Origin of the sequence: Pantoea endophytica (genome assembly GCF_002858935.1) — a bacterium.
Classification (GTDB): Bacteria; Pseudomonadota; Gammaproteobacteria; order Enterobacterales; family Enterobacteriaceae; genus Pantoea; species Pantoea leporis.
The window spans coordinates 177,290-190,000 of sequence record NZ_PJRT01000009.1 but is presented as its reverse complement, the minus strand read 5'-3'; the positions used below and the strand labels follow the sequence as shown (position 1 = coordinate 190,000).

General features: G+C 54.5%; 10 protein-coding genes. 8 read left to right on the top strand and 2 right to left on the bottom strand.

Going from position 1 to position 12,711, the window contains the following annotated elements:
- Positions 1-82 precede the first annotated feature (82 nt).
- Entirely contained in the window at positions 83-1,393 is a 1,311-nt protein-coding gene (locus PZBJ_RS08775) for an MFS transporter (RefSeq protein WP_101762155.1), read from the top strand.
- A gap of 38 nt (positions 1,394-1,431) precedes the next feature.
- Here the strand turns inward: PZBJ_RS08775 and satP are convergent, their stop codons facing one another.
- Complete coding sequence (satP, locus tag PZBJ_RS08770; protein ID WP_101762154.1) at positions 1,432-1,992, bottom strand: acetate uptake transporter; 561 nt, start codon at positions 1,990-1,992, stop codon at positions 1,432-1,434.
- 300 nt (positions 1,993-2,292) lie between these two features.
- On the opposite strand from satP, the gene dnaK reads away from it, so the two are divergent.
- From dnaK to nhaR, 4 genes are all read left to right on the top strand, one after another.
- Entirely contained in the window at positions 2,293-4,197 is a 1,905-nt protein-coding gene (gene dnaK, locus PZBJ_RS08765; protein ID WP_101762153.1) for a molecular chaperone DnaK, read from the top strand.
- 104 nt (positions 4,198-4,301) lie between these two features.
- Entirely contained in the window at positions 4,302-5,435 is a 1,134-nt protein-coding gene (gene dnaJ, locus PZBJ_RS08760) for a molecular chaperone DnaJ (protein ID WP_101762152.1), read from the top strand.
- Between the two features lie 231 nt (positions 5,436-5,666).
- Positions 5,667-6,845, top strand: coding sequence for a Na+/H+ antiporter NhaA (gene nhaA, locus PZBJ_RS08755; RefSeq protein WP_101762151.1), 1,179 nt, complete (start codon positions 5,667-5,669; stop codon positions 6,843-6,845).
- A 35-nt stretch (positions 6,846-6,880) separates the two neighbouring features.
- On the top strand, positions 6,881-7,783 hold the full coding sequence (gene nhaR / locus PZBJ_RS08750; protein WP_101762150.1) for a transcriptional activator NhaR: 903 nt from the start codon (positions 6,881-6,883) through the stop codon (positions 7,781-7,783).
- A 53-nt stretch (positions 7,784-7,836) separates the two neighbouring features.
- Here nhaR and rpsT read toward each other — a convergent pair whose 3' ends face one another.
- Positions 7,837-8,100, bottom strand: coding sequence for a 30S ribosomal protein S20 (gene rpsT, locus PZBJ_RS08745; RefSeq protein ID WP_036619798.1), 264 nt, complete (start codon positions 8,098-8,100; stop codon positions 7,837-7,839).
- A 318-nt stretch (positions 8,101-8,418) separates the two neighbouring features.
- Here rpsT and ribF point away from each other — a divergent pair, with 318 nt between their 5' ends.
- From ribF to lspA, 3 genes are read left to right on the top strand one after another with little or no spacing between them, the layout of a single operon-like run.
- Positions 8,419-9,357 (top strand): bifunctional riboflavin kinase/FAD synthetase, encoded by a 939-nt coding sequence (ribF, locus tag PZBJ_RS08740; RefSeq protein WP_101762149.1) that lies wholly within the window; start codon positions 8,419-8,421, stop codon positions 9,355-9,357.
- A gap of 27 nt (positions 9,358-9,384) precedes the next feature.
- Positions 9,385-12,204 carry an isoleucine--tRNA ligase gene (ileS, locus tag PZBJ_RS08735; RefSeq protein ID WP_101762148.1) on the top strand — a complete coding sequence of 940 codons (2,820 nt, stop codon included), beginning with the start codon at positions 9,385-9,387 and terminating at the stop codon, positions 12,202-12,204.
- Complete coding sequence (lspA, locus tag PZBJ_RS08730) at positions 12,204-12,710, top strand: signal peptidase II (RefSeq protein WP_101762147.1); 507 nt, start codon at positions 12,204-12,206, stop codon at positions 12,708-12,710. Before ileS ends, lspA begins: the two co-directional genes overlap by 1 nt.
- Position 12,711: the final 1 nt, after the last annotated feature.

Below are 12,711 nucleotides of genomic sequence, written 5' to 3'. Positions count from 1 at the left end.
GCGGCACTGGTGTGGCAAAATATTTACGGTATAGTAATTCAATCTTTACATAAGTTGTTTTGCCTCTGGATACCGCTGGATTATGGATACGCACGCAACGCGCCGACTCAACGGGCAGGATTACAAAACCCTGTCGCTGGCCGCCCTTGGTGGGGCGCTGGAATTCTACGACTTCATTATCTTCGTCTTCTTTGCCGCCGTGATCGGCGAACTGTTCTTCCCGCCTGACATTCCTGAATGGTTGCGTCAGGTGCAGACTTTCGCCATCTTTGCTGCGGGTTATCTGGCGCGTCCGTTAGGCGGCATTATCATGGCGCACTTTGGTGACAAAGTGGGGCGTAAGAAGATGTTCAGCCTCAGTATTCTGCTGATGGCGCTGCCGACGTTGGCGATGGGCGCATTGCCCACTTATGCCAGCATTGGCATCGCTGCGCCGTTATTGATGCTGCTAATGCGCGTGCTGCAAGGCGCGGCTATTGGCGGTGAAGTGCCTGGCGCGTGGGTGTTTGTCGCCGAACATGTGCCTGAAAAACGCATTGGTTTTGCCTGCGGCACGCTGACCGCAGGCTTAACCGCAGGGATTCTGCTCGGTTCGCTGGTGGCAACGGTGCTGAACACCACGCTGTCACCGGCTGCGATGCGCGATCATGGCTGGCGCATTCCTTTCTTCCTCGGCGGTGTGTTTGGCTTGCTGGCGATGTATCTGCGTCGCTGGCTGCATGAAACCCCGGTGTTCCAGCAGATGCAGCAGCGTAAAGCGCTGGCAGAAAAAATGCCGCTGCAAACCATTTTCGCCAGCCATAAGCGTGGCATCGTAATTTCGATGCTGCTCACCTGGCTTCTGTCGGCCTGCATTGTGGTGGTGATTTTGATGGCGCCGACGCTGATGCAAAAACAGCATGGCATTCCCGCCGCGCTCAGTCTGCAGGCCAACAGCTTCGCCACCATTATGCTGCTGCTGGGTTGTGTTATCGCCGGATGGCTGGTGGATCGCTTCGGCGCGGCGCGTTCGCTGATGGTCGGTTCAATACTGCTGGCGATCGGCAGCTGGAACTTCTTCCATCAGTTAGGTAGCACGCCGGAAATGCTGTTTGTTTGGTACGGTTTGGCGGGCCTGAGCGTGGGGGTCGTCGGCGTAGTGCCGTTTGTGATGGTGCGCGCATTCCCGGCGGCGGTGCGCTTTACCGGCATCTCATTTTCGTACAATGTTGCTTACGCGATTTTCGGTGGTTTGACGCCGATTAGCGTAACGCTGATGATGAGCCTGACGCCAATGGCGCCAGCCTGGTATGTGCTGGCGCTTGCGGTAATTGGCTTTATGGTGGGAATCTGGCTGTGGCGCGATAGCCGTCAGCAGTATGCGCAGTTAGATATGTCGCTGCACTCGTCATAATGCAAAAAGCGGAGCCAAACAGCTCCGCTATTCATTTGTCACTCGCCAATCGGCAATACCGTACGACCAAACTTCTCGTTCAGCACTTCGCCCATCGCCAGATAGAACGCACTCGAACCGCAAATAATGCCAATCCAGCCGGCAACGCGCAGCAACCCCGCGTTGTCGGTCAGGTGGCCGATAGCCAGCAGCGCAAACAGCAGCGTCAGGCTGGCGAAGATGAACTGCAGCATTTTCGGTGACTTCAGCGTGCCGAAAAACAGGAATGCAGTGAACACGCCCCACAGCGCGAGATACGCGCCAAGGAAGTGGCCGTCGGCCGCCTCTGCCAGCCCCAGTTTCGGCAGCAGCAGAATTGCCACCAACGTTAACCAGAAGCTGCCGTAAGAGGTAAAGGCGGTCAGCCCGAAGGTGTTGCCTTTCTTATATTCCAGCAGCCCGGCAAAAATTTGCGCGATGCCGCCGTAGAAAATCCCCATCGCCAGGATGATCACATCCATCGCAAACAGGCCGGTGTTGTGTAAGTTGAGCAGGATGGTGGTCATACCGAATCCCATCAGGCCCAACGGGGCGGGATTCGCCAGCGTGGTATTGCTCATAATTCCTCAGAAGCAGCGTTGAAGATGTTGTTTGTGTTTTACACCCGCGCAAACCGCTGGGGGCGCGAGGCGCTGCATAATAAGCGGCCTCTTTTTGGCCAACTTTGATCTGAATCGACGAGAGAATGAAATTTTTTTTAGTTTTAACCCTTGATGCGCATCGAACCGGCCCCATTTACTTGTCATCGAGCGTTGTGAGGCAGCAAAAAAAGCCTGCTTCAGCAGTTGAAAGTGGTCAGTTTGGCCGCATCTCTGTTTCACAACCCAAATTGGCAAAGAATTTAAGTAGGAGACGTTTAGATGGGCAAGATTATTGGTATTGACTTGGGTACAACCAACTCATGTGTTGCAGTTATGGATGGTGGTAAAGCACGCGTACTGGAAAACGCCGAAGGCGATCGCACCACGCCGTCGATCATTGCGTATGCACAGGATGGCGAAACTCTGGTGGGTCAACCGGCTAAACGTCAGTCTGTGACCAACCCGCAGAACACCCTGTTTGCGATCAAGCGCCTGATTGGCCGTCGCTTCCAGGACGAAGAAGTACAGCGTGATATTAAAATTATGCCGTACAAAATCATCGGCGCAGATAACGGCGACGCATGGCTGGACGTAAAAGGCCAGAAAATGGCACCGCCGCAGATCTCTGCTGAAGTGCTGAAAAAGATGAAGAAAACCGCGGAAGATTTCCTCGGTGAAGCCGTCACTGAAGCGGTTATTACCGTTCCAGCTTACTTCAACGATGCGCAGCGTCAGGCGACCAAAGACGCCGGCCGTATCGCGGGTCTGGAAGTAAAACGTATCATCAACGAACCAACCGCAGCTGCACTGGCTTACGGCCTGGATAAAGGTCAGGGCAACCGCACCATCGCGGTATACGACCTGGGCGGTGGTACTTTCGATATCTCAATCATTGAGATCGATGACGTTGATGGCGAGAAAACCTTTGAAGTTCTGGCAACCAACGGTGATACCCACCTGGGTGGTGAAGACTTCGATAGCCGTCTGATTAACTATCTGGTGGCTGAATTTAAGAAAGATCAGGGCATCGATCTGCACAACGATCCGCTGGCCATGCAGCGTCTGAAAGAAGCGGCAGAGAAAGCCAAGATCGAGCTGTCTTCAGCACAGCAGACCGACGTTAACCTGCCTTACATCACGGCGGATGCGACCGGTCCTAAGCACCTGAACATCAAAGTAACACGTGCGAAACTGGAATCACTGGTTGAAGACCTGGTTTCTCGCTCTATCGAGCCGTTGAAAGTGGCTCTGCAGGATGCGGGTCTGTCTGTTTCAGACATCAACGACGTGATCCTGGTGGGCGGTCAAACGCGTATGCCAATGGTTCAGGCGAAAGTGACTGAGTTCTTTGGTAAAGAGCCACGTAAAGATGTGAACCCGGATGAAGCGGTAGCCGTGGGTGCTGCGGTTCAGGGCGGCGTGTTGGCGGGTGAAGTGAAAGACGTTCTGCTGCTGGACGTGACTCCGCTGTCGCTGGGTATCGAAACCATGGGCGGCGTGATGACTTCGCTGATTAGCAAGAACACCACCATACCAACCAAGCACAGCCAGGTGTTCTCTACCGCTGAAGATAACCAGTCTGCCGTGACCATTCACGTGCTGCAGGGTGAGCGTAAGCGTTCAGGTGATAACAAATCCCTGGGCCAGTTCAACCTCGACGGTATCCAGGCTGCACCGCGCGGTATGCCGCAGATCGAAGTCACCTTCGATATCGATGCGGATGGTATCCTGCACGTGTCTGCGAAAGACAAAAACAGCGGTAAAGAGCAGAAGATCACCATCAAGGCTTCTTCTGGTCTGAATGAAGAAGAGATCGAAAAAATGGTGCGTGACGCGGAAGCGAACGCCGAGTCTGACCGCAAGTTCGAAGAGCTGGTTCAGACCCGTAACCAGGGCGATCAGATTTCGCACAGCACCCGTAAGCAGCTGGACGAAGCGGGCGACAAACTGTCTGCTGACGACAAAGCGCCAATCGAAGCTGCGTTGACCGAGCTGAACACCGCGCTGAAAGGCGAAGACAAAGCAGAAATCGAAGCCAAAATGCAGGCATTGATGGAAGTGTCCAGCAAACTGATGGAGCTGGCACAGCAGCAGGGTCAGGCAGCTGATGCAGGCGATGCTTCTGCACAGAAAGAAGACGACGTTGTCGACGCTGAGTTCGAAGAAGTTAAAGACAAAAAATAATTGCCCCTGACCGGGCGCGACGGCTGGCCTGACAGCCGTTGAAACCAGCACGGGCGTAGGAGATCTCTCCACGCCCGTGCGATCATGTTAAGGGCAGAACAAATATGGCTAAGAGTGATTTATACGAGATCTTAGGCGTCTCTAAATCCGCAGATGAGCGTGAAATCAAAAAGGCTTATAAGCGCCTGGCGATGAAATACCATCCGGACCGTAATCCGGACAATAAAGAAGCCGAAGCGAAGTTTAAAGAAATTAAGGAAGCCTACGAAATTCTGACCGACGCACAGAAGCGTGCGGCCTACGACCAATATGGTCACGCAGCCTTTGAACAAGGCGGCATGGGCGGCGGTGGTGGCTTCGGCGGCGGCGGTGCCGACTTCAGCGATATCTTTGGCGACGTATTTGGCGATATTTTTGGTGGTGGCCGCCGTCAGCGTGCCGCACGTGGCGCCGATTTACGCTACAACATGGAGCTAACGCTGGAAGAAGCGGTACGCGGCGTGACCAAAGAGATCCGCATTCCAACACTGGAAGAGTGCGATGTCTGCCACGGCAGCGGCGCGAAAGCGGGGACCAAACCGCAGACCTGTCATACCTGTCATGGCGCAGGCCAGGTGCAGATGCGTCAGGGCTTCTTCACCGTGCAGCAGGCGTGTCCGACCTGTCACGGTCGCGGTTCAGTGATCAAAGATCCGTGCAATGCTTGTCATGGTCACGGTCGCGTTGAGCGCAGTAAAACTCTATCGGTGAAAATTCCAGCAGGCGTGGATACCGGCGATCGCATTCGTCTGACCGGCGAAGGTGAAGCGGGCGAACAGGGCGCACCAGCGGGCGATCTGTACGTTCAGGTTTCGGTGAAAAAGCACCCGATCTTCGAGCGTGAAGATAACAACCTGTATTGCGAAGTGCCGATTAACTTCGCGATGGCAGCATTGGGCGGCGAGATTGAAGTGCCGACGCTTGATGGGCGTGTGAACCTGAAAGTGCCTTCTGAAACGCAAACTGGCAAGCTGTTCCGCATGCGCGGTAAAGGCGTGAAATCGGTGCGTGGTGGTGCGGTAGGCGATTTGCTGTGTCGTGTGGTGGTGGAAACGCCAGTCAGCCTCAATGACAAACAGAAAGCGTTACTGCGTGAACTGGAAGAGAGTTTTGGCGGCCCGAGCGGCGAGAAAAACAGCCCGCGCTCCAAAAGCTTCCTCGACGGCGTGAAGAAGTTTTTTGACGATTTAACACGTTAATCCCGTCTGGGATGCTTAATAAAGCGGAGAGGAAACTCTCCGCTTTTTTTATGTTTTCCCGCCAACGCGTCGCTCCTGATATAAGCTCAATCTGCCTGGCGTGAGATAAAAGCAGAAACCCTTTCGTAATGCATCGGTATTATCGAGTCGTTAACGAGACATAAGCTGCTTTTAACGAGGTGTTTGAGCCGCTACACTTCTCAGCCTAAATGTCTCTACTCAGGAGGAGTTGTGAACAAACCCCGTTCTCTTCGAAGCTTACTGAAAAGCTTTATTGCCAGCGATGCCAGCAACGGCATGGTGCTGATTCTGGCGGCCGTCGCGGCAATGATTTTGGCTAACAGCGCGGAAACCGCTCAAGCTTATCAATCGTTTCTCGCCGAGCCGGTGCAGATTCGCTTCGGTGCATTAGACATCAGCAAAAACCTGCTGCTGTGGATCAACGATGCCATGATGGCGCTGTTTTTCCTGTTAATTGGTTTGGAAGTGAAACGTGAACTGATCACCGGTGAACTCGCCAGCCGCGATCGCGCCATTTTCCCGGTGATTGCGGCAATTGGCGGCATGGTTATGCCGGGACTGATTTTCCTGATGCTTAATCATGGCGATCCTATTGCACGTAACGGCTGGGCAATTCCTACTGCTACTGATATCGCCTTTGCTTTGGGCGTGCTGGCACTGTTGGGCAGCCGCGTGCCAACCGCGCTGAAAGTGTTCCTGATGGCGCTGGCGATTATTGATGATCTCGGCGCTATCGTGATTATCGCGCTGTTCTACACCAGCGATCTCTCCGTGCTGTCGCTGAGCGTAGCGGCAGGTGCGATTGTGCTGCTGGCGATTCTCAATCGTTGCGGCGTGCGTAACATTGCCATCTATATGTTAGTCGGCATTGTGCTGTGGACGGCGGTGCTCAAATCGGGTGTGCACGCAACGTTAGCGGGCGTGATTGTTGGCTTCTTCGTGCCGCTGGAAGAGAAGAACGGCCATTCTCCAGCCGAGCACCTGGCGCATGGTTTAATGCCGTGGGTAAACTGGCTGATTCTGCCGCTGTTCGCTTTTGCCAACGCCGGCATTTCGCTGAGCGGCATTACCTTTATGGATACGCTGTCGCCAGAGCCGCTGGGCATCATTCTCGGCTTGCTGATTGGTAAACCGTTGGGTATCACGCTGTTCTGCTGGCTGGCGGTGAAGTGGCGGCTGGCGGTGTTGCCGGCGGGCACCACGATACGCGATATCATGGCGATTGGTGTGCTGTGCGGTATCGGCTTCACCATGTCAATCTTTATCAGTTCGCTGGCGTTTGATGCCGCCCATGAGCAACTGGTGACCTTCTCCAAGCTAGGGATTCTCAGTGGCTCGCTGCTCTCAGCGGTGATTGGTTACACGCTGCTGCGCATCAAACTGCGTTAAAAAGAGGAAGGAGGCGAAAGCCTCCTTTTTTGCCGATGAATCAGCTGAACTTTAATCATCTCTACTACTTCTGGCAGGTGTGTAAAACCGGTTCGGTAGTGCGCGCGGCGGATGTGCTGTGCCTGGCGCCACAGACGGTCACTGGCCAGATTAAATCGCTGGAAGAGCAACTCGGCGGCGTGCTGTTTCGTCGTCAGGGGCGCGGTTTAGTGCCGACGGAGCTTGGTCAGCTGGTGTTCCGCTATGCCGACCGCATGTTCATGCTGAGCCAGGAGATGCTCGATATCGTTAACTACCGCAAAGAGTCGCATCTGCTGTTTGATGTTGGCGTAGCGGATGCCTTGTCTAAGCAACTGGTGAGCAAGGTGCTGCAGGCTGCGGTGGTGGCTGAAGAGGGAATCCATCTGCGCTGCTTTGAATCAACGCACGAGATGCTGCTGGAACAGTTAAGCCAGCACAAGCTGGATATGATTCTTTCCGATTGCCCAATTGATTCGACTCAGCAGGAAGGGCTGTTTTCGGTCAAGCTGGGCGAGTGTCCGATCAGCTTCTGGTGCAACACACCGTTACCGACGCTGCCGTTTCCTGCCAGCCTGGAAGAGCGGCGTTTGCTGATTCCGGGGCGTCGCTCGATGCTGGGTCGCAAACTGCTGAACTGGATTCACAGCCAGGGATTGCAGGTGGAGATTCTGGGCGAGTTTGATGATGCGGCATTAATGAAAGCTTTTGGTGCGCTGAACAACGCGATATTTGTGGCTCCGACGCTGTATGGCGACGAGATTTATCGGGATGACGCCATCAAAGAGATTGGGCGGTTGGATGCGGTGATGGAGGAGTATCACGTGATCTTTGCCGAACGGATGATTCAGCATCCGGCGGTACAGCGGATCTGCCATCGCGACTTTAGTGCGCTGTTTACCCCTGAATTGCAGGCATAAAAAAACCGGCTAAACGCCGGTTCTTTTTTACAAAGCGATTAACAGACGGGCGATTAAGCCAGTTTGTTGATCTGAGCAGTCAGGTTTGCTTTATGACGTGCAGCTTTGTTTTTGTGGATCAGACCTTTAGCAGCCTGACGGTCCACGAGTGGTTGCATTTCGTTGAATGCGTTCTGCGCAGCAGCTTTGTCGCCTGTTGCGATAGCCGCGTATACTTTCTTGATGAAAGTACGCATCATTGAACGGTTGCTTGCGTTATGCTTGCGACGTTTCTCAGATGTTACGGCGCGTTTCTTAGCTGATTTGATATTAGCCAAGGTCCAACTCCCAAATGTGATCTATATGGACAAATCAAAGGCCGAGGACTATGCCTTTTGCGCCTTCTTATGTCAATGGATTTGTGCAAATAAGCGTCGTTTTAAAAACAACACTCGATTACGTAATTGATGGCGCAGGATTCTACCAGCAACGCGGCGTTGAATACAGTATTTCGCAGCAAAAATCTTCAGATCCTTGCTAAGCAATTGCCCACGCGTGGAATAAGCCGCGCCAGAAGCAGGAAAGGCACGTATACGGGTTAACCTTAACGCCATTCAAGGGTATAATCCGCCGATTTCCACCGGTTTGAGTCAGCCATGAAGTTTATCCGCGGTATTTATAATCTGAAAGAGCAGCATCGCGGCTGCGTCCTGACCATTGGCAATTTCGACGGCGTACATCGCGGCCACCAGGCTTTGATGGCGCAGCTGATTGCCGAAGGACGAAAACGCAATCTGCCGGTGGTGGTGATGGTATTTGAGCCACAACCGCTTGAGCTGTTTGCCGGCGACAAAGCCCCGGCGCGCCTTACGCGTTTGCGTGAAAAGCTGAAGTACCTCGAACAAGCGGGTGTTGATGCCGTACTCTGCGTACGTTTTGATCGTCGCTTCGCTGCGCATTCGGCGCAGAGTTTTATTTCCGAATTGTTGGTAGACAAGCTCAACGTCAAGTTCCTGGCCGTCGGCGATGATTTCCGCTTCGGCGCTGGTCGCCAGGGGGATTTCCTGTTATTACAGAAAGCCGGTGCGGAGTATGGCTTTGAGGTTATCAGCACCCAGACTTATTGTGACAGCGGCAAGCGCATCAGCAGTACCGCCGTTCGTCAGGCGCTGGCGCAGGATGATTTTGCGCAAGCCGAAGCGCTGCTTGGCCATCCGTTCAGCATCTCAGGCCGCGTAGTGCACGGCGATGCACTCGGGCGCACTATCGGTTTCCCAACGGCTAATCTCCCTTTGCGTCGCACCGTTACGCCGGTTAAAGGCGTGTTTGCGGTGGCAGTGTTGGGCCTTGGCGATCAGCCGCTGCCCGGCGTGGCCAATATTGGTACGCGCCCAACGGTAAAAGGTTTACGTCAGCAGCTTGAAGTTCATCTGCTCGACACACATATGAATCTCTATGGGCGTCACATTGAAGTGGTGCTGAAACAGAAGATTCGCGATGAACAGCGTTTCGCTTCGCTGGACGCGCTGAAAGAACAAATTGCGAAAGATGTGGTGACAGCCCGCCAATTCTTTGGGCTAAAAACACCGGTTTAATGACCGAAATACGGAATCGAGAATCTGATGAGTGACTATAAATCTACCCTGAATTTGCCGGAAACGGGGTTCCCGATGCGTGGCGATCTGGCCAAGCGTGAACCGGGAATGCTGCAACGTTGGTATGATGACAACCTGTACGGCATCATCCGCGAAGCCAAAAAAGGGAAAAAAACCTTTATTTTGCACGATGGCCCTCCTTATGCGAACGGCAGCATTCATATTGGTCACTCAGTTAACAAGATTCTGAAAGACATTATCGTTAAGTCGAAAGGCATGGCGGGCTACGACTCGCCGTACGTTCCAGGTTGGGACTGCCACGGCTTGCCGATTGAGCACAAAGTTGAACAGATGATTGGTAAGCCGGGCGAAAAAGTGAGCGCGTCTGAATTCCGTGCCGCTTGCCGCCAATATGCGGCAGAGCAGGTTGAAGGGCAGAAAAATGACTTCATCCGCCTCGGCGTGCTCGGTGACTGGGATCGTCCTTATCTGACGATGAATTTCCAGACCGAAGCCAACATCATCCGTGCGCTGGGTAAAATCATCGGCAACGGCCATCTGCACAAAGGCGCTAAGCCGGTGCACTGGTGCATGGATTGCCGTTCGGCGCTGGCTGAAGCGGAAGTGGAGTATTACGACAAAACTTCGCCATCCATCGATGTGATGTTCAATGCCGTGGATGCAGATGCGGTGCGCGCGAAGTTTGGCGTCGCGGCTTCAGAAGGCCCGGTTTCACTGGTGATCTGGACCACCACGCCGTGGACCATGCCAGCCAACCGTGGTATCTCGCTGCATCCTGAATTTGAATACCAGCTGCTGCAGATCGACGGTCGCAGCCTGATTCTCGCCAAAGAGATGGTTGAGAGCGTGATGAAGCGCGCGGGCATCAGCGACTGGACCGTGCTGGGCGAATGCAACGGCGCGGCGCTGGAGCTGCAGCTGTTCCAGCATCCGTTCCTCGAGCAGATCCAATCGAAAGTGGTATTGGGTGAGCATGTGACGCTGGAAGCCGGTACCGGTGCGGTACATACCGCGCCAGGCCATGGCCCGGATGACTATGTTATCGGTCAGAAATACGGTCTGGAAACCGCCAATCCGGTGGGGCCGGATGGCGCGTATCTACCAGGCACCTACCCGACGCTGGATGGTGTAAACGTCTTTAAAGCCAACGACATGATCGTTGAGCTGCTGAAAGAGAAGGGCGCGCTGCTGCACGTGGAGAAGCTGCTGCACAGCTACCCGCACTGCTGGCGTCATAAAACGCCAATCATCTTCCGTGCCACGCCACAATGGTTCATCAGCATGGATCAGAAAGGCCTGCGTGCGCAGTCGCTGAAAGAGATCAAAGGCGTGCAGTGGATCCCAGATTGGGGCCAGGCGCGTATCGAAGCGATGGTAGCGAACCGTCCGGACTGGTGTATCTCACGTCAGCGTACGTGGGGCGTGCCGATGGCGCTGTTCGTGCATAAAGAGAGCGAGCAGCTGCATCCGGATACGCTGGAGCTGATGGAGAAAGTCGCGAAACGGGTTGAGCAGGACGGCATTCAGGCGTGGTGGGATCTCGATCCGCGCGACCTGATGGGCGACGACGCTGACCTCTACGTTAAAGTGCCAGACACCTTAGATGTCTGGTTCGACTCTGGATCTACCAGCTACTCAGTGGTGGATGCGCGTCCTGAATTCGGCGGCCATACGCCAGATATGTACCTGGAAGGTTCGGATCAGCATCGCGGCTGGTTCATGTCTTCACTGATGATCTCCACGGCGATGAAAGGCAAAGCGCCTTATCGTCAGGTACTGACGCACGGTTTCACCGTGGATGGTCAGGGCCGCAAGATGTCGAAATCGATCGGCAACACCGTGGCGCCGCAGGATGTGATGGATAAGCTGGGTGCAGACATTCTGCGTCTGTGGGTCGCTTCTACCGATTATTCCGGTGAGATGGCGGTCTCCGACGAAATCCTGAAGCGTGCCGCAGACAGCTATCGTCGTATCCGTAACACCGCGCGTTTCCTGCTGGCAAACCTTGCTGGCTTTAACCCGGCGAACGATTGCGTCAAGCCGGAAGAGATGGTGGTGGTGGATCGCTGGGCGGTTGGCCGTGCGCTGGCAGCGCAGCAGGATATCGTGCACTCCTACGAAAACTACGATTTCCACGAAGTGGTGCAGCGTCTGATGCACTTCTGCTCAATCGAAATGGGCTCGTTCTATCTCGATGTGATCAAAGATCGTCAGTACACCGCAAAAGGCGACAGCCTGGCGCGTCGCAGTTGCCAAACCGCGCTGTGGCACATCGTTGAAGCGCTGGTGCGCTGGATGGCGCCAATCATGTCCTTCACCGCAGACGAAATCTGGGGCTACCTGCCGGGCGAGCGCGCGAAATACGTGTTCACCGAAGAGTGGTATCAGGATCTGTTTGGTCTGGCAGATAACGAAACGCTGAACGATGCTTATTGGGATGATGTGCTGAAAGTCCGCGGTGAAGTGAACAAGGTGATTGAGCAAGCGCGTAGCGACAAACGCATCGGCGGTGCGCTGGAAGCGACGGTGACGCTGTATGCGGATGCCGAGCTGGCAGCCAAGCTGCAGGCGCTGGGCGATGAGCTGCGTTTCGTGCTGTTAACCTCAGGCGCGACCGTGGCGGATTACGCCACTGCCAGCGATGAAGCGCAGCAGAGCGAGCTGTTCAAAGGTCTGAAAATCGCGCTGCACAAAGCAGAAGGCGAGAAATGTCCGCGCTGCTGGCATTACACTACTGACGTTGGCCAGAATCCGGAGCATGCTGCGGTGTGTGGTCGTTGCTACACCAACGTCGCCGGCAATGGCGAACAGCGGAAATTTGCCTGATGAGTAAAGCGCTCTCTTCAACCGGTTTGCGCTGGCTTTGGCTGGTGCTGGTGGTGATTGCCATCGATTTTGGCAGCAAGATGTGGGTCATCAACAACATGATGCTGCATGAAACGCAGCCGCTGATGCCGTTCCTGAACCTGTTCTACGCGCATAATTATGGCGCGGCGTTCAGCTTCCTGGCCGACAAAGGCGGTTGGCAGCGCTGGTTCTTCGCCGGCATCGCCATTGCTATCGTGGTGGCGCTGTTGGTGATGATGTATCGCAACGCTGCCAGCAACAAATTAACCAATATTGCCTACGCCCTGATTATCGGCGGGGCGTTGGGTAACCTGTTTGACCGTTCGTATCACGGTTTTGTGGTCGATTTTATCGACTTCTATGTCGGTGACTGGCACTTCGCGACCTTTAACATCGCCGACTGTGCCATCTGCATCGGCGCGGCGCTGGTAGTGCTGGAAGGTTTTCTCAGCCCGAACGGCAAACCGGCTAAACAGAAAGGGTAAC